Origin of the sequence: Geobacter pickeringii, from assembly GCF_000817955.1 — a bacterium.
Classification (GTDB): domain Bacteria; phylum Desulfobacterota; class Desulfuromonadia; order Geobacterales; family Geobacteraceae; genus Geobacter; species Geobacter pickeringii.
On record NZ_CP009788.1, the window covers coordinates 761,116 to 779,101 of the forward strand.

The following is a 17,986-nucleotide window of genomic DNA, read 5'->3' on the forward strand; positions in this document are numbered from 1 at the left end:
GTCACAGTATCCGGTTCAGGAACGACTGGATCCGCTCGTTGTTCATCCCCTCGGCGAAGAACTCCTGGGGGGTCCCCTCGGCCAGGAAGTTCCCCCCTTCCATGAAGATCACGCGGTCGGCAAGCTCCCGCGCGAATCCCATGTGGTGGGTGACGATGATCATAGTCATCCCTTCGTCGGCCAGGGCATGGATGGTGTCGAAGACCTCCCCCACCAGCTCCGGGTCCAGGGCCGAGGTCGGCTCGTCGAAGAGCATCAGCTTCGGCCGCATGGCGATGGCCCGGGCGATGGCGACCCGCTGCTTCTGCCCTCCGGAGAGGGTGGCCGGGTAGACGTCCTTCTTGTCAGTGAGCCCCACCTTGGCGAGCATGGCGAGGGCGATCTCCCGGGCCTCGGCGGCGCTCTTCCTCTGCACCGTCAGCGGCCCCTCCATCACGTTGCCGAGCACCGTCATGTGAGGAAAGAGATGAAAGTGCTGGAAGACCATGCCGATCTCGGCCCGAAGCCGGCAGATGGCCGGCTGCTTGTCCAGGTGGAGCTTGCCGTGGCGGCGGACGTAGCCGACCTCGTTCCCCTCGAAGCGGATGGTCCCCTCGTCGATCTCCTCCAGGAGGTTGATGGAGCGGAGCAACGTCGACTTCCCCGATCCCGACGGGCCGATGATGACGAGCTTCTCCCCCGGATGGACCTTGAGGTTCACGCCGTTCACCGCTGTCAGGCTCTTGAAGCGCTTGGTGATGTTTTCCAGCTGGATGAGTGGTCTAACGTCGCTCATAGATCCCCGCCCGGTGCTCGATCTTCTCGAAGAGGAAGGTGAAGAACGTCGTGAAGACCAGGTAGATGACGGCGGCCAGGATGAGGGCCGTCACGTTGAAGTAGGTGTTGAACATCTGGTCGGCGGCCCGCATCAGCTCCACCATGGCGATGGTGGAGACCAGCGCCGTGTCCTTGATGAGGGCGATGAACTCGTTGCCGATAGGGGGCATGAGCCGCTTGTAGGTCTGGGGGATCACCACCCGGCGCATGGTCTGGCCGTAGGTCATCCCCAGCGCCTTGGCCGCCTCGGTCTGGCCGTGGTCGATGCTCTGGATCGCCCCCCGGATGATCTCGCCGAGATAGGCCGAATAGTTGAGCCCCAGGCCGATGACTGCCGCCGTAATTGGCTTGAGCGTGATCCCCATGGAGGGGAGGCCGTAGTAGATGAAGAAGAGCTGGAGCAGTAACGGCGTCCCCCGGAAGAGCCAGATGACGAACCAGCAGAGGGCAGACAGGGGCTTGAAGGTGCTGATCCGCCCCAGGGCGATGAGGAGGCCGCCGATGGGGGAGATGAGCATGGTGCAGACGACCAGCAGCAGCGTCATCACCGCCCCCTTCAGGAGAACCGGGAGGAACTTCAGGCAGTCCTGGAGGAAGGTGACGTAGCGGGGCTTCTGCTCCCGCTCCACCGAGGCGACGAAGTTCTTCGCCTCGCTGTTGTCGGGGTAGAGGGCGAGCACTTCCCGGGCCGCGGAGAGGGCCCCCTCCATCTCCGTTGCCGCGAAGTGGAGCTTGGCGATCTGCATCCGGCTCCGGACGAAAGCCTCTCCGTCCCCGCCGGGCTTCGGCCTGGGGACCTTCTTCAACACCTCTACGGCGGCGGGAAGGTCCCCTGCTCCCATGAGGTCGTTGGCCTCGCGGAAGAGCTGGTCGTAATCCGCTTCGGCCCCGAGGGCGGCGGCAACGGTAATCCACAAAAAAAGCAGGGCCGTGGCGACCCTGCCGAGTACGTTGATCATATGGCGGTCATGTCCTCGAAAAAAGAACGGGGCGCGGTTGCAGGGAAGATCTCCCAGCATTCGCGCCCCGATTCGGGTTTACCATTTCTTGGGGTTGGTGATGTCCTCGGCAAACCATTTGCGGGAGATCTTCGCCATGGTGCCGTCCTTCACCATCTTGTCGAGGGTCTTCTGGACCTTCTCGCGCAGTTCCGTCTCGTCCTTGCGGAACGCGACGCCAAACGGCTCCTTGCTGATGAAGCCGGGGACCACTTTGAACTGCCCCGGACGCTTGGCGATGAAGTCGCGGCCGGTGACGTTGTCGATCACCACCACGTCGATGCGGCCCGCCTCAAGGTCCAGGAGCGCCTTGGGGTTGTCCTCGTACTCCTTCAGTTCTGCCGGAGCGGAGGGGAGCTTTTTCACGGCGCTCAGGGCCGAGGAGCCCTTCTGGGCGCCCACCTTCACCTTCTTCAGGTCGGCGAGCTTCTTGAAGCGCTTGTCGGAGAACTTCACGATGGCGATCTGACCGTCCATGATGTACGGCTTGGTGAAGGCGACTTCCTTGGTCCGCTCGTCGGTGATGGTCATGCCGTTCCAGATGGCATCGAACTTCTTGGAGTTGAGGGAGTGGATGACGCCGTCCCAGGCGGTGGGCTGCCACTCGATCTTGATGCCGAGACGCTTGCCTACTTCTTCGGCGGCGTCGATGTCGAAGCCGATCAGCTTGCCGCTGGCGTCGCGGTATCCCATGGGGGGGAAGGCGTCATCGAGGCCGATGACCAGTTTCCCGGCGGTCTTGACCCGGTTCCAGGAACCGTCGGCCGCGAAGGCAGTTGCGGTGAGCGCCACGAGCAGCGCGGAGACGAACAGCATGACGAGTTTTTTCACGTTCGGCACCTCTCCTTGGAGAAAATTTACCTGCATGGAACAATAATTTAGCATTACCGAACGCGGATTATTGCAGAAATGTGGAGGGGCGTCAAGCCTTCCTCACACCAGCCGGTACCCCCCATCCACGCAGACCACAGAGCCGGTGGCGTACCCATTCTTCATGAGCGCCACCACCGCGGCGGCCACATCTTCGGGGCGCCCCACGCGGCGGGCCGGGAGCCGGGCGGCGAGGGAATCGAACATCTTCTTCCGCTCCGAGGGGTTCATGCCGGCGTAGGCGGGGGTGTCGACGATCCCCGGCGAGACGGCGTTCACCCGCAGCGGCGCCAGTTCCACGGCGAGGCTCCGGCACAGGGCCTCCACGGCACCATTGACGGCGGCGTAGGCCGAGAGTCCGGCCATCGGCTTTGCCGCGGCGACCCCGGAGAAAAGGGTGAGGGAACCACCTTCCCTGATCCGCTGCGCCCCGTATCGGGCTGCGAAGTACTGGCCCCAGAACTTGCTGTCGAATACCTGGCGGAAAGAGGCGGTGTCGAGTTCCAGGAACCCCCCTGTCACGCCGGTGGCGGCGGTGACCACCAGGTGGTCCAGCTCACCAGTCTCGGCGAAGAATTCCTTCACCTCCCGCTCCTGGGTCACGTCGAGAGGGCGGGTCTCCACCGGCTGGCGAATCTCGTCCGCCGCCCGCCGAAGTTTCTCCACGGAACGGCCGGCGATCACCACATCGGCTCCTTCGTTCGCCGCCATCTTCGCCACGGCGAGTCCCATGCCGGAACTGCCGCCGATTACTACCACTTTTTTTTCGCCGAGAGACATTGGCGACTCCTCTCTCCCCATGCGTGGTTTCCCCTGTCCCGCGATGATTGGAGCCCGTCCCTGGGCGCGGAGACATCCCTGTCTGAGTGCGGAGGGGGGTCAGGCCGCTACCAGCCTGGCGGCGATGGTCGCCGCATGCTTTCCCTGGAACCGGGCGGCGGCGAGCTCGTTCTCGGTGGGCTGCCGTTCGCCCTGGGTTCCGGCGATGGTGGAAGCGCCATAGGGAGAGCCGCCGGTGATCTCGTCGTTGCGCATCTGGCCGGCGAAGGCGTAGGGAAGTCCCACCACCACCATCCCCTGGTGGAGAAGGAACGTGTGGAAGGTGAGGATGGTCGACTCCTGCCCGCCGTGCTGGGTGGCGGAGCTGGTGAAGACGCTCCCCACTTTGCCGACGAGGGTCCCCTTCATCCAGAGGCCGCCGGTGGCGTCGAGAAACTGGCGCATCTGGCCGCACATGTTGCCGAAACGGGTAGGGGTGCCGAAGATGACGGCATCGGCGGCGGCCAGGTCATCCACGGTGGCCACGGGGATGTGGGCAAACGCCTTCTGGGGCTCCGTGGCTCCCATCTTTTCCAGGACGTCGGCGGGGAGGGTCTCGGGGACCCGGCGGAGCAGCACCTCGGCACCCGGGACCTCCCGGATTCCCTCTGCCACTGCCTCGGCCATCCGGTGGATGTGACCGTACATGGAATAGAAAAGAACGAGAACTTTCATGGCTGGTTGTCCTCCTGCAAGAAGATGTGACCGGCAGGGGAAAGCGTATCGCAATCCGGCGGCGATGCAATCGGAGGGAGAGGTTTATGGGTGGTTTAAACGCTGCGGATGATGAGGCTGGTGCCGGCGAATTCTCTCTGCAGCCAGAGGTCGAGGGCCTGATTGATGATTGCGCGGAGGGTGTGGTCAGGTGCCAGAGGCGCAGCGGTGCAGGGAGAGGGGGCGCGGGCGGCGGGACTTGCCCGCATCGCCGGTCAGGAGCCCGGCGGCGGTGAGGTAGCCGTAGGCAAGGCCCAGCATGTCTGCCACCCCCCCCATGGTGAGGTTCATCCGGGTGTATTCGCGGTTCAGCTCCGCGAGCAGCGGCATGAAATCGGCCCCCTCGTCGATGGTCTGCTCCAGGAGCTGACCGTCGCGCCTGATCCGGGCGAGTCCCATGGTGCCGCAACGGTGCAGGGTGGTGGTGTCCTCAACGGTCTGCATGAGGCGGGCGAGGGTGGAGAAGGATGCCGCGGTGAAGCAGCCGACGCGGTCAATGGCATCGAGGTACGCCGGCACGGCGCAGGAGAAGAGCGAGGGGAGCCCCGCGAGGCTTTCCCGGACGATGCCGCCGGCGCCGAAGCGTTTGCGGACGGCGTGGCCGTTGCTTTCCTGCTCTTCGCTGACGGCGAAGTACTCTCGCGCCAGGGCGGCAACGGCCTGACCGAGGCGGTGAGCGTCGTCGGAGCCGGCATGCCAGCGGCTGATGAGGAGAAGTCCGCTCAGGAAGATGTATCCCCTGTGGGTATTGGTGCCGAGCTCGTCGAGCATCACCTGCTCGGCGCGGCGGCCGATGACCGCCTGGCAGAGGAACCGTTCGCCGTCGGCGAGGGAGCGGATCGTCTCCGCCAGGTAATCGCCGATGATGTGGAGCGAGCGCTCCATCTTCGCCAGGGAGAGATCGGGGTGGGAACCGCAGTCGACGAGATCCACGAGTCCCGGCTTCGGCGTGAGGTAGAGCTGCATGGCGGCTCCCTTGACGAGGGCCTGGGCAAACCGCTCGATCTCCATGATGCGCGAAGCGTTCATCCACTCTCCTTTGTTGATCGTCCCCGTGCCGGGGGGAGGAAGATGGTGCGTGAATCCCGTGGTAATTACCGGGAAAATCGATGGAACCTGCTGATTCGAAAGGCTGAACTGCATAAGTATAGCACGGCGGAAACGGATAAGCCAATACGTATACGGTCAGGCGGAGACGGTGTTTCCCCCGCTGGCCTTGGCCCGTTCCAGGGCGGCGAGGGCTGCCGTCACCAGGTCGCCGCGCTCCATCCCCTCGTCGTAGGACGCATAGCCGGCGGAGATGGAGAGGGGGGGGAGCAGGCGGCCGTCCTGGAGGTCGATGACGGTGTCGAGCATCCGCTGGCGGAGACGCTCGGCGATCATGCGGGCCGTGTCGGCGTCGGTTTCGGGAAGGAGGATGGCAAAGGCGTCCCCTCCGTAGCGGGCCACGAGTTCCGTGGGGCGGAGGTAGTTGCGCACGGTCTTTGCCACGGCATGGAGTGCCCGGTCGCCGCCGAGGCGGCCGTGGGTCTCGTTGAAGCCGCGGAACCGGTCGATGTCGACCATGACGAAGGAGAGGGGTCGGCCGTTGGCTGCCGACCGGGCCTCCTGGCGCTCCAGGATCCGTTCGAGCCACCGCCGGGTCTGGAATCCGGTGAGGGGGTCGACGATTCCCTGGTCGTGGAGGGCGTATTCGCGGATGGTGCCGGTGAAGTTCTCGCGCTGCGGGTCGTGGCGGCGCCGGAGCAGAACCCCGAGGAGGTTGCAGGCGGCGGCGTGGGATGCCTGGGCGAGGGACCAGATGAGGTCTTCCTCCATTACCATGATCCGGGAGGGCTCCGTTGTCACCAGGAGGCACGGCACCCCCGGTTCGCCGGCGGCAAAGGTTTCGCCGATGATGTCCCCCGGCTCCAGAAGGAGCGGGTCGGCGGTCTCCCGGACGTCGTAGTGGAGGGACAAGCGGCCGGAAAGGAGGAGGTGAAGGCCACGGTCCAGGGGGAGGGACGGTTCGTAACGCTCCCCTCCGTCAAGCTCCGTGACGCTGCAATGCTCCAGGATCCCCTCGATGCATTCGAGGGGGACGAACCGGAAGAGCGGAATCTGTTCCAGTTCCGTGGCGCTGAAGGGGGGGATGCTCATGCCCATGAATTCCCTCAGTAGCCCCGCACCACGACATCCAGGTGGCCGTCGTTGGGGCAGAAGATCAGGCCGTGGACCGGTACGTCCTTCGGAATCAGCGGATTTCCGCGGATGACCGACACCACGCGGGCCACGTTCTCTTCGGGGCAGGAAAAGGCCCCCATCCACTGGGCGAGGTCGGGGACCTGGGTCTCGATCGCCGCGGGATCGATCCCCCGGCCGATCATCCGCCGCTTCAGGTCCGTGGCATCCACGGAGGCCATACCGCAGTCCTGGTGGCCGATGACGAAGATCTCCTCGACCCCGAGCATGAAAACGGCCGCCACGAGGCTCCGCATCACGCCGCCGTAAGGGTCGATGATCGTGTTGCCGGCGTTCTTGATGACCTTGGCGTCGCCCCGTTTGATTCCCATGGCTGGTTCGAGAAAGTCCACGAGGCGGGTGTCCATACAGGTGAAGATGGCAAACTGCTTCTTCGGGTTCTTCGGAAGGGGGGGGAACGCTCCGGGGCGGACGAACGTCTTGTTCGCGTCGAGGATCGAGTCGAGAAGGGTCATCCGGTGTCTCCTTCGCGGCGGTCTGAGATACGAGCTGAGAGGCCATTCTTACCGGAACGGTTCTCTCCTTGTCAACCACTTTCCGGACATCGATTCGGGGGGACGCGGTACGGCGTTTGACAAGCGCCGGCAATGGGATAGCATTTGAATGATTATAATCGCTTAATTGCCCCGAAGAGGGGATGAATCCGACGCGACAGGAAGGAGTGTGAACATGAAAAAGATGGCGATAGTTTGTCTGTTGCTGCTGACAGGTCTGGCCACCTCGGCTTCCGCCGAAGTCAGGGCCGGCTCGTTCACCGTGGAGCCGTTTGTGGGGGGATACACCTTTGACGGGATCGAGCACCTGCGAACCCGGCCCATCTACGGGATCCGGGGGGGGTACAACTTCACCAGGAACCTGGGGCTCGAAGGGCTTTTCCACTACAATGCCACGGAGCTGACCCGGGTCGGGGGAGATAACGACACCAAGGCGTACAGCTACCGCCTCGAAGGACTCTATCACTTCATGCCCGAGAACCGGCTCGTGCCGTTTGTCGCCCTCGGCTTCGGCGGGATCACCGTCGATTATCCGTCGAATCTCGGCTCCCCCTATGAAGACCGGACCAATGCGGTCTTCGGCTGGGGGGGCGGTCTCAAGTACTACCTGACCGACATGATCGCCCTGCGGGGCGACGCCCGGCACCTGCTGGTCACGAACCGCTCCACGAGCAACTGGGAGTACACCGTTGGCGTGAACTTCCAGTTCGGCGGCGAGCAGGCCGCTCCCAAGGCTGCGGTGCCTCCTCCCGCTCCCGTACCCGCTCCGATGGTGGAACCGGCCCCCGCACCGGCCCCGCCACCGCCGCCGGCACCTGCACCCGCGCCGAAGGAGATGGTCAAGTACTGCATCCCGCTCAAGATCGAGTTCGACATCGACAAGGCTGATATCCGGCCCCAGTACCACGAAGAGATCGGCCGGGTCGCCGACTTCATGAAGAAGTACCCGACCACCACGGCGGTCATTGAGGGGCACACCGACAACGTCGGCACCTCCGAGCACAACATGGAGCTCTCCCAGCGGCGGGCCGACAGCGTCGTGACCTACCTGGTGGACAAATACGGCATCGAGAGATCGCGCCTCTCGGCCAAGGGGTACGGCTACAGCCGCCCCGTCGCCGACAACGCCACGGAGGAGGGACGCCAGAAGAACCGCCGCATGGAGGCGGTCATCGACTGCGCCCTCATCGATGCCGAGCAGTACGCCCGCCTTCCCAAGTACCTCTGCATCAGCATGAACATCGAGTTCGACACCGACCAGGCCGTCGTCAAGCCGATGTATGACGAAAAGATCGCCACGGTGGCCGATTTCCTGAAGAAGCACCCGACCACCACCGCGGTCCTCGAAGGGCACACCGACAACGTCGGCGCTGCCGACTACAACATGAAGCTCTCCCAGCGCCGGGCTGAGGCGGTCGTGAACTACCTGGTGGATAAGTTCGGCATCGAGCGCTCGCGCCTCTCCGCCAAGGGGTATGGCGAGACCAGACCCGTCGGCTACAACACCGACCCGGCGGGACGGGCGATGAACCGCCGCGTCGACGCGGTGATAGACTGCGCCGTCGAATAGGGGAAGGAACGAAATGGTGTAAAAAGAGGGCCGTCTCCCAAGGACGGCCCTCTTTGCATGTCATCCGGCAGCAGCTTCAGTTGTGCCGTTGGATAGCGGCGTCGAGATTGACGCGGTAGCGGCTTTCCCCGGGGTTCAGCCGGACGGCTGCCAGGAACTCTTCCCGTGCCTTGTCCGGCGCTCCAGCCTGCTGGTAGGCCATGCCGAGAGTGTTGTGGGCCATCGGGTTGTCCGGGGTGATGGCCACGGCCCGGGAGAGGGCGTCGATTGACTCCCGGGTCTTTCCCTGGACGAAGCAGGTCCTGCCGAGATTGAAAAAAGCATCCCCGTAGTTCGGCCTGATGCGGAGTGTCGCCCGGTATTCGTCGATCGCCATGCCCGGAAATCCCGTCTGCGCGTAGATGTTTCCGAGGTTCATGTGGGCATCGGCCAGGCCGGGGCTCAGGTCGATGGCGGTCCGGTACTGGGCGATTGCCTCCCGCAGCTCACCCCTCTGCTTCAGCTCGTACGCCAGGTTGTAATGGACCATGCCGCTGTTGGGGAACTTTCTGACAGTATCGGCCCAGAGGGTGTAGTTGTCCCGCCAGACGGCGCCGCGGGGGATGGTGATCGCCGCATAAGCAACCAGGATCCCGGCACCGGCCGCGGCGAGGTACCGTGCACTCTGCGCGTTCTTCCGCCACAGATCTGCGGCCGGGAAGACGAGGGCGAGAACGAACCCGAAGGAGGGAAGGTAGAGGTAGCGTTCCGCGAAGGCAGTGGTTCCCGTGGCGCGAAAGTTGAGTGCCGGAAGGAGCGGAATGGTCATTGCGGCAAGGGCGAAGAAGAGGGGGCGGTTCCTGTGCCATGCGACTCCCGAGAACGCAATGAAGCAGAGCGTGGCCAGAAGCGAGAGCAGAGCCGCGGGTTCCGCCAGAGAGCTGATCAGGCGAACCTCGTAATACGCGGAGAGGTTGACAGGCAGGAGAAGGGTTCCGAGGTATTTCACAAAGAGGGGGAGGGCGTTTATGGCATATCCGACGGTGTCGAGCGTTCGGCCGTCGCCGGCAAGGGGGAGGTGCTGGCTTTCTCCTCCGAGGTGGAGGCCTGCCAGGGCGTGGGCACGCAGCAGCAGGGCGAGGGCCGCCACCGCCAGGTAGGGGCCGTGGCGCTTGAGGAACTCGGTCAGGGAGCGGACGTGGAGCCGCTCCGGAAAGGCGCCGTCGTGGGCCATCAGAAGCAATGGCAGGGTGAGCGCCGGTTCCTTGGCGAGGGTCGCCACGAGGAAGCAGGCGAGCGAGACGAGGGAGAACGCGGTCCGGCGTGGCGGGCGGGTGTGCTCCCCGAGGGCTGCGAGGTAGAAGTAGAAGGCGCTGAGATAGAAGAACGAGTACGCCGGATCGGTTATTCCCGACGCCCATGCCACGGACTCGGCGTGGACGGGGTGGAGGGAAAAGAGGAGGGCGCCGGCGCACGAGATGACGCCATCGCGCCTGGTTGCCGGCCCGTTGCCCGCCAGGAGCCGAAGCAGAACCCCGAACGACGCCGTTGCAACCGCGGCATGCACTGCCACATTCAGCAGGTGGAACCCCCGGGGGTCGTCCCCGAAGACGATCCGGACCAGGGTGTTGAGGATGCCGATCAGGGGGCGGTAATAGCCGATTCCCTCGACGGGACCGCCAATCCCCCGGACGATCACCTCCCACAGGTTGCGGACCGTGGCGGCGGTACCGTCGGTCAGCGTTCCCACATCGTCCCAAACGAAGCCATTGCGTAGGGTGATGGCGTAGGCTGCCGCGGAGACGGCGAAGACCAGTGCCGCCAGGAGGGCTGTTATGTTCTTTCCGGCCGCTGTCGTGCCCTGCGGGTGAGCGGATCCTTCCATGGTGCCCCCCTTTTCTTACTTCTTCATGTCGATGCCGTAGCTCTTCATCTTCCGGTAGAGGTTACTCCGCTCCAGCTCGATCGCCTCGGCGGTCTTGGAGATGTTCCAGCCGTGTTCCTCCAGCTTCTGGATGATGAATTCCTTCTCGAACCCTTCCCGGGCCTCCCGCAGCGACGAGATTTCCATGACGCCGCCGGGGCGTCCCGGCGCGCCGTGGGGGGAAGGAGTGCCGCCGGTGATCGACTCCGGCAGGTGAGCCGGGGTGATCACCCGTCCCGGCGTCATGATGACGAGCCGCTCCACGATGTTGCGCAGCTCCCGCACGTTGCCGGGCCAGTCGTAGCGCTTGAGCGCCGCCACCGTCTCGGGGAGCATGGTCCGGCGTTCCTGCCCCTCGCGGCGGGCGAAGAGGTCGAGAAAGTGCTCCACGAGGAGCGGGAGGTCGTCGACCCGGTCGCGCAGCGGGGCGACGCCGAAGGGGACCACGTTCAGGCGGTAGAAGAGGTCTTCGCGGAAGCTCCCGGCCCGGATCTCCTCCTGCAGGTCCTTGTTGGTGGCGGCGATCACCCGCACATCCACCTCGATGGTCCTGGTTCCCCCCACCCGCTCGAACTTCCGTTCCTGGAGGATGCGGAGCACCTTGGCCTGGGTCTTCAGCGACATGTCGCCGATCTCGTCCAGGAAGATGGTGCCACCGTCGGCCAGGTCGAATTTCCCCTTTTTCTGGGCGATGGCGCCGGTGAATGCCCCCTTCTCGTGGCCGAAGAGCTCGCTCTCGATGAGTTCCTCCGGGATGGCGGCGCAGTTGATCTCCACAAAGGGGCGGTCGCGGCGGGGGCTCTCGTGGTGGATGGCCCGGGCCACCAGCTCCTTGCCGGTGCCGTTTTCGCCGGTGATGAGGACCGACGCCCCCGTGGGGGCCACGAGGCGGATCTGCTCCTGGAGCTGCCGCATGACCGGCGTCTCCCCGATCATCTCGTGCCCTTTGAAAGCCAGGGCGCGCAGAGTGTCGTTCTCCTCCCGCAGGCGCCGGGTATCGAGGCCGTTGCGGACGGTGACGAGGACCTTCTCCAGGGAGAGGGGCTTCTCGATGAAGTCGAAGGCGCCGAGCTTGGTCGACTTGACGGCGGTCTCGATGGTGCCGTGCCCCGACATCATCACCACCGTCAGGGCGGGGTGGATCTCCCGCAGCTTCTGGAGGGTCCCCAGGCCGTCGAGCCGCGGCATCCAGATATCGAGAAGGACCAGGTCGGGGCGCTCCTTCTTCGCCTTTTCCACGGCCTCGATCCCGTCCTTCGCGAAGGCGGTCCGGTATCCCTCGTCTTCCAGAATGCCGGCCAGCGCCGTGCGGATGTCCTGTTCGTCGTCGACGACGAGAATCGTTTCGTTCATGTGAAAAACCTTTCTACACCGTCACCGGCAGCTCGATGACGAACTTCGTTCCCCGGGGCTCGTGATCCCGCACCCGGATGTAGCCGTGGTGGTCGGCGATGATGGTGTTGACGATGGCGAGCCCGAGGCCGGTCCCCGTCTTCTTGGTGGAGAAATACGGCTCGAAGAGCCGCGGCTTGTCCTCCGGGGCGATGCCGTGCCCCGTGTCGGCCACGGTGATCGTCGCCATTTTCAGTTCGGCGTTGTAGCTGCTCTCGATCTCGATCCGCCCCTCGCCGTCGATGGCCGCCACGGCGTTGTCGAGGAGGTTGATGAAGACCCGCTTGATCTGGTCCCGGTCGAGGAGCAGGGGGGGGAGCCGCTCTTCCTCCCGGAAGCTGAAGTCGATGGTGCGGTGCCCCTGCCGGTAGAGGGTGACCGCCTCCCGGATGATGCCGTTGATGTCGTTGGGGGAGGGGGTCGCCGCCGGCATCCGGGCGAAGGAGGAAAACTCGTCCACCAGGGTCTTCAGCTCGTCCACCGATTTGACGATCATGGCGGTGCACTCGTCGAAGACCGTGTCCTCCGCGGCAAACCGGGGGAGGTAGCGCCGGCGCAGCCGCTGGGCCGAGAGCTGGATCGGGGTGAGGGGGTTCTTGATCTCGTGGGCGATGCGGCGGGCCACCTCGCGCCAGGCCGCCATCCGCTGGGCCTTGATCAGTTTGGTCAGGTCGTCGAAGACCACCACCGTCCCGAGGAATTCGCCGCTCTCGTCCCGGAGCACCGTCAGGTTGAAGAGGAGGGTCGCCCTGGTGTCGTGGACCGGGATGGTGATCTGTCGGCTGATGGTGTCCTGCTTGGCCATGACCATGTCGCGCAGGAGCCCCTTGAGGACGTCGAGCTGCTCCGTCTTGAGCACCTCGCGGAAATTGCGTCCGAGCACCTGCTTCGTGTTGATCTGGAGGAGCCGCTCCGCCGACGTGTTGACCGTGGTGAGAATGCCGGTCCGGTCCACGGAGATGACGCCGGCGGTGACGTTGCGGAGCACGATCTCCATGTAGCGGCGCCGCTCGTCCAGCTCCTGGTTGCTCCGGAGCAGCTCCTCGTTGGTCTGGTTCAGGGCCGCCTGGTTGAGGCGCAGATCCTCGGTCATCTTGTTAAAGGCGGCCACCAGCATCCCGATCTCGTCGTTCGTCCGCTGGCCGAGCTGTACCTCCAGGTTTCCCTCCGCCACCTGCCGCGTCGCCTCCGCCAGCTCCTTGAGGGGGGTGGTGAGGCTGTTGGCGAGGTGGAGGCCGAACCAGACCGCCAGGAAGACGATCACCATGGTGACGAGGAAGAGCGCCAGGATATAGCCGGTGCGGATCGGGTTCTTGAGGAGCTTGAGCTGCCGGAACTCCTGATACGATCCGGTGATCTCCCGCATCTTCTCCACCAGGGAGTAGGGGACGTAGTAGTTGACCACCACGGCGCCGACCACCTCATCGGCCTTCCAGGTGGAATAGATCGGCACGATGCCGCGGATCAGGTCGGCCTTCCCGATGGTGTTCACCCGGGTGAGCTCCCTGCCGTTGAGCCCCGCCTTGATATCCTCCGACGAGGGGGTGGTGAACTCCCCGCCGGGAATTCCCGGGTTAGCTGCCCGCACGAGCTCCTCGTTCTGGGAGGAGTAGACCTCCACGATCCCCAGGTTGTACTCCTTCTGCTTCTGGCGGATGAGCTCCTTGAGGACCGGCAGGTTCTGTTCGTTCAGGAGTCGCTGGTCGCGGATGATGGTGCTGATCTGGCGGCCGTAGTAGAGGGCGTTGGCGGCGGAGTTCCGGTAGTAGGTCTGGGCCACCTCCAGCGACTCGGCGAGGGAGCTCTCGATCTGGTTATTGAACCAGTTGCGGATGCTCATGTTGACGTAGGAGGCCGAGACGAAGAAGAGGAGCATGGTGGGGACGAGGGAGAGCCCCATGAAGGCGATGACGAGCTTGGTCTGGAGCGTTCGGCCGAGGGCCTTCCCCTGGCGTTCCATCAGCATCTTCGCCACGTTGCGGAAGACCAGGTAGATGAGGAGCAGGATCAGGAGGATGATGACGTTGATGATGCCGAAGATGAGGATGTTGCTCCCCATCGGCGCGTCGCTGCTGAGCTGGGAGAGGTGCATCTCGGTCCAGGTCAGGGCGATGATGAGCAGGAGCGAGAGGACGATGATGACCCCCTCCCGCCGCCGCTTCCTCAGTTCCCGCTCCGGTGGCGGGATGAGCGGTGCCTGCTGATGCTGATTCTGATCCATTGACGGTCCGTTACTGTAGCAAAATTGCAACAATGCCACTCTATACAAATGGGGCCAGCAATGCAAGGGGAGAGAGGTGGAATGGTGGGGGGAGCCGCCCGGGAGAAAAACGGATAATCGGGAGGAACGAACAATGGATTTTACTTGATTTTTTTACATAAATGCAGATACGAAAGACATGTATATCCCGGAGTGCGATGTCGTGCCGATTCAGTGCGGCCGGGCCCGTGTCCTGACCCGTGGGATTGCGTTGGCCACCAAAGACGAGAAGACCCGAGGAGGGAGTTTGATGAAACATTCTGTTGGCCGCATTTTGTCCACCGTTGCCGTAGCCCTGTGTTGCGCCCTGCCGATGGGACAGTGGCGGGCCGAGGCTGCCGAAACCGTACGGATCAACGGATCCGGCAGCGCCCTCTACGTGATGAAGCCGCTGATAAAGGCCTACGCGAAGGCCCACCCCGAAGTCCGCATCGAGATGGAGAAACCCCTGGGGAGTTCCGGGGCGATCAAGGCCCTCCTTGCGGGGGCGCTGGATCTGGCCGCCAGCAGCAAGGTCCTCAAGGCGGAAGAGGTGACGCAGGGGGCCATCTCCCGGGAGTACGGCAGGATGCCCCTGGCCATTGTCACGGGGAAGAAAGTCCCCAAAACGAACATCACCACCCGGGAGCTGGAGGATATCTATTCCGGAAAGGTGAAAACCTGGCCCAACGGCGAGCCGGTCCGGCTGGTCCTGCGTCCCGATGCCGATATCGACACCAAGATTCTCGAGGGATTGTCTCCGGCCATGGGCAAAGTGGTGAAAGAGGCCCATTCCCGTCACGGCATGATCGTGGCGGTAACGGACCCCGAGTCCGATGAGGCGGTGGTGAAGACCTCGGGCTCCCTGGGGGCCGCCGCCCTGCCGGCGCTGCTGGTGGAGAGGACCCCCCTGAATGTCCTCACCCTGAACGGCGTGAAGCCCACCGTGAAGAGTCTGGCCAACGGAACCTATCCGCTGGCCAAGGATATCCGCTTCATCACCACGAAGCACACCTCCTCTGCCGCCCATAAATTCATCGATTTCGTCGCATCGCCCCAGGGGCGCGCCATCGCCGAAAAGGCGGGCGTGCTCGTCACCGCGGAGGGCAAAAAAGGGCCGTGAAAACGCAGGAGCGCTCCATAGCCCGTATCACCACCATCCTCGCGGCGATCATAACCGTTGCCGTATCGGTTCTGGCCCCGGCGGGCTATTTCCTCGTATCTTACCAGTACATGGTGGGGAGCCTCGATACCCAGGCCGAGATCAACGCCCGGGCCGTCACCCAGCTGGTGATGGCGAATCCGCAAATGTGGCGGTACGAGGAAGTCAGGCTCATGGCGTTGCTGGAGCGCCGCGCCCGGCGGGACCTCCCCGAAGTGCGGCGGGTTCTGGACAGCCAGGGGAAGATCATAGCGGAGAGCGCGGACCCTTTAAGAGCGCCGGCGGTCTCCCGGCGCCACGCCATCTATGATGCCGGCACGCCGGTGGCGCAGATCGAGATTTCCTGCTCCCTTCGCCCCCTGCTGCTGGAAACGACCCTGGTCGCTGCCGGCGCGATACTGCTCGGCGGCCTCGGCTTCATCATCCTTCGCACCATCCCCCTGCGGGCCGTTCAGAAGGCCCACCACTCCCTGGCGGAGAGCGAGGCGAAATACCGTTCTCTCTACGAATCGATGAAAGAGGGGATGGCATTGTACCGATTCATCCGCGATGGGGACGGGAATCCCGTATCGTTCGAGGTCGTCGACATCAACCCCTCGTGCGAGTCGATCCTGGGAATGGGGAAAACGGCCGTTGTCGGCAGGCGGGGAGCCGAGCTCTTCGGCGGCGCCGTCATGGACTTTTTCGTCGACATTGTGCGCGGGGCCCAGACCGGCGAGGCGTTGACGTTCGAACTGCCGCTGCCGGAGAAGAACCGCTTTTTCGACGTCTCGGTGTTTTATCCGGAAGAGGGACTCTTCGCCACTCTGTTCGAGGATGTCACCGAGCGCAAGAAGTCCGACGCCCAGATCCAGAGGCTCGCCTATTACGACACGCTCACGGGATTGCCGAACCGCACCCTCTTCTTCGACCGCCTCAACCAGGCCCTGGCAGGGGCCTCCCGCAGAAACGGCAAGGTGGCGCTGCTTTTCATCGATCTCGACGGCTTCAAGCTCATCAACGACAATCTGGGGCATGCCCAGGGGGACCTGCTTCTGATGACGGTGGCGCAGCGGCTGGGGGAGGGGATCCGGCGCAGTGACACCCTCGCCCGGTTAGGGGGGGACGAGTTCATGGTCCTCATCTCCTCTGCCGATGAGGACCGCAACGCCGCGCAGCTGGCCCAGCACCTCCTGGAGCGGATTTCCCCTCCCTGCGAGATCGGCGGCCGTGACGTGTACACCAGCGCAAGCATCGGCATCTCCATCTTCCCCGACGACGGTCGGGACGTGGAAACGCTGGTGCGATGCGCCGACATGGCCATGTATGCGGCCAAGGAAGCGGGGCGCAACGGCTACCATTTCCATTCAGGGGAAATGAACCGCAAAGCCCATGAGCGGATGGAGCTGGAGATGAGCCTCCGCCAGGCGCTGGACCGGCACGAGTTTTTTCTGGAGTTCCAACCCATCATCAATGCCCGCGGCGACTGCCTGGTGGGGGCCGAAGCCCTTGTCCGCTGGCAGCACCCCGTCCAGGGGCGGATCATGCCGGGCACCTTCATCCCTGCAGCGGAAAACTCCGGAATGGTCATCCCCCTTGGCGAGTGGGTGCTGCGAAACGTCTGCGAGAAGGTGCGGGAGTGGCGCAACGCCGACCTTCCCCCCGTCAAGCTGTCGGTCAACGTCTCGGGGCGACAGTTCGAGCAGCGGGACTTCACCGCTGTGGTCCACGGCATCTTGAAGGAGACAGGGGTCGATGCCCGGAGTCTCCAACTGGAGCTGACCGAGACCAGCCTCATGAAAGATGCCGATGCCGCCGTCAGCGCACTCCATAAGCTCAAGGAGCTGGATCTGCGGATCGCGGTCGACGATTTCGGGACGGGCTATTCATCCCTGGGCTACCTCAGGAATTTCCCCATCGATCACATCAAGATCGACCGCTCGTTCGTTATGGACATCTGCGACAACCCTGACGACCGCTCCATCGTGGAGGCGATTGTCGCCATGGCGAACAAACTCAACCTCAACGTGGTCGCGGAAGGGGTTGAAACCGTCGAGCAGCGGGATTTCCTGCTGAATCTCGGCTGCCACGAGATGCAGGGGTTCCTCTTCCATCGGCCGATGCCCGAAGAGCAGTTCGTTGAACTGCTGCGGGGGATGACCCTCTGCGCCACCCCTACGGCGTCTTGATCTCCTCGCTCTTGGCCCGGAGCTTCTTGACCAGGGCGGGGTACCCCTCGCTGGTGATGATCTTGTTGAACTGGGTCCGGTAGTTGGCCACCAGGCTCACCCCTTCGATCACCACGTCGTAGACCATCCACTTCCCGCCCTTTTTCATCAGCCGGTAGTCCAGCGCGTACTCGTCGCGCTTGGTGGTGATGATCCGGGAGCGGACCTCGGCGCTCTCCCCCTCCACGATCTCCTTCCCGTAGACCACCTTCTCCTGGTTGTACGATTCGATCTTGCCGGCGTAGGAGTTTTCCAGCAGCGTCTCGAAGAGTTCCGTGAACTCCTTTTTCTCGGGGGCGCTCCGCTCTTTCCAGTGGCGGGCCATGGAGCGCTGGGCCATCTCGCCGTAATCGAAGACGGCGCCGATGGCCTTCTTGAGCCCCTGGCGGCGCTTCGGTTCGTTCTGGGGTTTTTTAAGCTCCTTGTCGGAGACGATCCGGATCACCTCGTCCACGGCCTTTTTGACGACTTCCGTGGGGGTGCCCTGGGCGAAGGCGGGAGTGCTGATCGCGAAGCCCAGGAGAAGGGCCTGGAGTATCAACCATTTCATGGACATAGTTC

General features: G+C 63.9%; 15 protein-coding genes. 3 read left to right on the plus strand and 12 right to left on the minus strand.

Going from position 1 to position 17,986, the window contains the following annotated elements; genetic code table 11:
* Position 1 precedes the first annotated feature (1 nt).
* The 8 genes from GPICK_RS03475 to GPICK_RS03510 all read right to left on the minus strand — a co-directional run bounded on the left by GPICK_RS03475 (position 2) and on the right by GPICK_RS03510 (position 6,913).
* Positions 2–775 (minus strand): amino acid ABC transporter ATP-binding protein, encoded by a 774-nt coding sequence (locus GPICK_RS03475; protein WP_039740546.1) that lies wholly within the window; start codon positions 773–775, stop codon positions 2–4.
* On the minus strand, positions 762–1,775 hold the full coding sequence (locus GPICK_RS03480; RefSeq protein ID WP_039740548.1) for an amino acid ABC transporter permease: 1,014 nt from the start codon (positions 1,773–1,775) through the stop codon (positions 762–764). Before GPICK_RS03480 ends, GPICK_RS03475 begins: the two co-directional genes overlap by 14 nt.
* A 78-nt stretch (positions 1,776–1,853) precedes the next feature.
* The gene (locus tag GPICK_RS03485) at positions 1,854–2,645 is read right to left on the minus strand and encodes an amino acid ABC transporter substrate-binding protein (RefSeq protein ID WP_039745221.1); all 792 of its coding nucleotides are present in this window, start codon (positions 2,643–2,645) and stop codon (positions 1,854–1,856) included.
* 102 nt (positions 2,646–2,747) lie between these two features.
* On the minus strand, positions 2,748–3,464 hold the full coding sequence (locus tag GPICK_RS03490) for an SDR family oxidoreductase (RefSeq protein WP_039740550.1): 717 nt from the start codon (positions 3,462–3,464) through the stop codon (positions 2,748–2,750).
* A gap of 99 nt (positions 3,465–3,563) precedes the next feature.
* Positions 3,564–4,178, minus strand: coding sequence for an NAD(P)H:quinone oxidoreductase (gene wrbA / locus GPICK_RS03495; RefSeq protein ID WP_039740552.1), 615 nt, complete (start codon positions 4,176–4,178; stop codon positions 3,564–3,566).
* Between the two features lie 186 nt (positions 4,179–4,364).
* Positions 4,365–5,246: a triphosphoribosyl-dephospho-CoA synthase gene (locus GPICK_RS03500; protein WP_039740554.1), complete on the minus strand. Its 882-nt coding sequence runs from the start codon at positions 5,244–5,246 to the stop codon at positions 4,365–4,367.
* 156 nt (positions 5,247–5,402) lie between these two features.
* On the minus strand, positions 5,403–6,362 hold the full coding sequence (locus tag GPICK_RS03505; protein WP_236685636.1) for a diguanylate cyclase domain-containing protein: 960 nt from the start codon (positions 6,360–6,362) through the stop codon (positions 5,403–5,405).
* Positions 6,363–6,370: 8 nt separating this feature from the next.
* Entirely contained in the window at positions 6,371–6,913 is a 543-nt protein-coding gene (locus GPICK_RS03510) for a beta-class carbonic anhydrase (protein WP_039740556.1), read from the minus strand.
* A gap of 214 nt (positions 6,914–7,127) precedes the next feature.
* On the opposite strand from GPICK_RS03510, the gene GPICK_RS03515 reads away from it, so the two are divergent.
* On the plus strand, positions 7,128–8,522 hold the full coding sequence (locus tag GPICK_RS03515) for an OmpA family protein (RefSeq protein WP_039740558.1): 1,395 nt from the start codon (positions 7,128–7,130) through the stop codon (positions 8,520–8,522).
* Between the two features lie 76 nt (positions 8,523–8,598).
* Here GPICK_RS03515 and GPICK_RS03520 read toward each other — a convergent pair whose 3' ends face one another.
* Genes GPICK_RS03520 through GPICK_RS03530 form a run of 3 tightly spaced genes read right to left on the minus strand, consistent with a single transcriptional unit; the run spans position 8,599 to position 14,038 of the window.
* The gene (locus tag GPICK_RS03520) at positions 8,599–10,386 is read right to left on the minus strand and encodes a tetratricopeptide repeat protein (RefSeq protein ID WP_039740560.1); all 1,788 of its coding nucleotides are present in this window, start codon (positions 10,384–10,386) and stop codon (positions 8,599–8,601) included.
* Positions 10,387–10,401: 15 nt separating this feature from the next.
* The gene (locus GPICK_RS03525) at positions 10,402–11,778 is read right to left on the minus strand and encodes a sigma-54-dependent transcriptional regulator (protein ID WP_039740562.1); all 1,377 of its coding nucleotides are present in this window, start codon (positions 11,776–11,778) and stop codon (positions 10,402–10,404) included.
* A gap of 13 nt (positions 11,779–11,791) precedes the next feature.
* Positions 11,792–14,038: a sensor histidine kinase gene (locus GPICK_RS03530; protein ID WP_039740564.1), complete on the minus strand. Its 2,247-nt coding sequence runs from the start codon at positions 14,036–14,038 to the stop codon at positions 11,792–11,794.
* Positions 14,039–14,327: 289 nt separating this feature from the next.
* Between GPICK_RS03530 and GPICK_RS03535 the strand changes: the two genes are divergently transcribed.
* Positions 14,328–15,179, plus strand: a complete 852-nt coding sequence (locus tag GPICK_RS03535; protein WP_039740566.1) for a substrate-binding domain-containing protein — start codon at positions 14,328–14,330, stop codon at positions 15,177–15,179.
* On the plus strand, positions 15,176–17,386 hold the full coding sequence (locus GPICK_RS03540) for a putative bifunctional diguanylate cyclase/phosphodiesterase (protein ID WP_039740568.1): 2,211 nt from the start codon (positions 15,176–15,178) through the stop codon (positions 17,384–17,386). The genes GPICK_RS03535 and GPICK_RS03540 overlap by 4 nt, the downstream gene beginning before the upstream one ends.
* Here the strand turns inward: GPICK_RS03540 and GPICK_RS03545 are convergent.
* On the minus strand, positions 17,373–17,975 hold the full coding sequence (locus tag GPICK_RS03545; RefSeq protein WP_039745224.1) for an MlaC/ttg2D family ABC transporter substrate-binding protein: 603 nt from the start codon (positions 17,973–17,975) through the stop codon (positions 17,373–17,375). The two genes, GPICK_RS03540 and GPICK_RS03545, sit on opposite strands and share 14 nt — an antisense overlap.
* Positions 17,976–17,986 lie beyond the last annotated feature (11 nt).

Excerpts from the sequence above, each read along its gene's own strand:
- wrbA (WP_039740552.1), bottom strand. The coding sequence starts at position 4,178 with ATGAAAGTTCTCGTTCTTTTCTATTCCATGTACGGTCACATCCACCGG.
- GPICK_RS03475 (WP_039740546.1), bottom strand. The coding sequence starts at position 775 with ATGAGCGACGTTAGACCACTCATCCAGCTGGAAAACATCACCAAGCGC.
- GPICK_RS03490 (WP_039740550.1), bottom strand. The coding sequence starts at position 3,464 with ATGTCTCTCGGCGAAAAAAAAGTGGTAGTAATCGGCGGCAGTTCCGGC.
- GPICK_RS03505 (WP_236685636.1), bottom strand. The coding sequence starts at position 6,362 with ATGGGCATGAGCATCCCCCCCTTCAGCGCCACGGAACTGGAACAGATT.
- GPICK_RS03535 (WP_039740566.1), top strand. The coding sequence starts at position 14,328 with ATGAAACATTCTGTTGGCCGCATTTTGTCCACCGTTGCCGTAGCCCTG.
- GPICK_RS03520 (WP_039740560.1), bottom strand. The coding sequence starts at position 10,386 with ATGGAAGGATCCGCTCACCCGCAGGGCACGACAGCGGCCGGAAAGAAC.
- GPICK_RS03545 (WP_039745224.1), bottom strand. The coding sequence starts at position 17,975 with ATGAAATGGTTGATACTCCAGGCCCTTCTCCTGGGCTTCGCGATCAGC.
- GPICK_RS03530 (WP_039740564.1), bottom strand. The coding sequence starts at position 14,038 with ATGGATCAGAATCAGCATCAGCAGGCACCGCTCATCCCGCCACCGGAG.
- GPICK_RS03515 (WP_039740558.1), top strand. The coding sequence starts at position 7,128 with ATGAAAAAGATGGCGATAGTTTGTCTGTTGCTGCTGACAGGTCTGGCC.
- GPICK_RS03525 (WP_039740562.1), bottom strand. The coding sequence starts at position 11,778 with ATGAACGAAACGATTCTCGTCGTCGACGACGAACAGGACATCCGCACG.
- GPICK_RS03500 (WP_039740554.1), bottom strand. The coding sequence starts at position 5,246 with ATGAACGCTTCGCGCATCATGGAGATCGAGCGGTTTGCCCAGGCCCTC.
- GPICK_RS03480 (WP_039740548.1), bottom strand. The coding sequence starts at position 1,775 with ATGATCAACGTACTCGGCAGGGTCGCCACGGCCCTGCTTTTTTTGTGG.
- GPICK_RS03510 (WP_039740556.1), bottom strand. The coding sequence starts at position 6,913 with ATGACCCTTCTCGACTCGATCCTCGACGCGAACAAGACGTTCGTCCGC.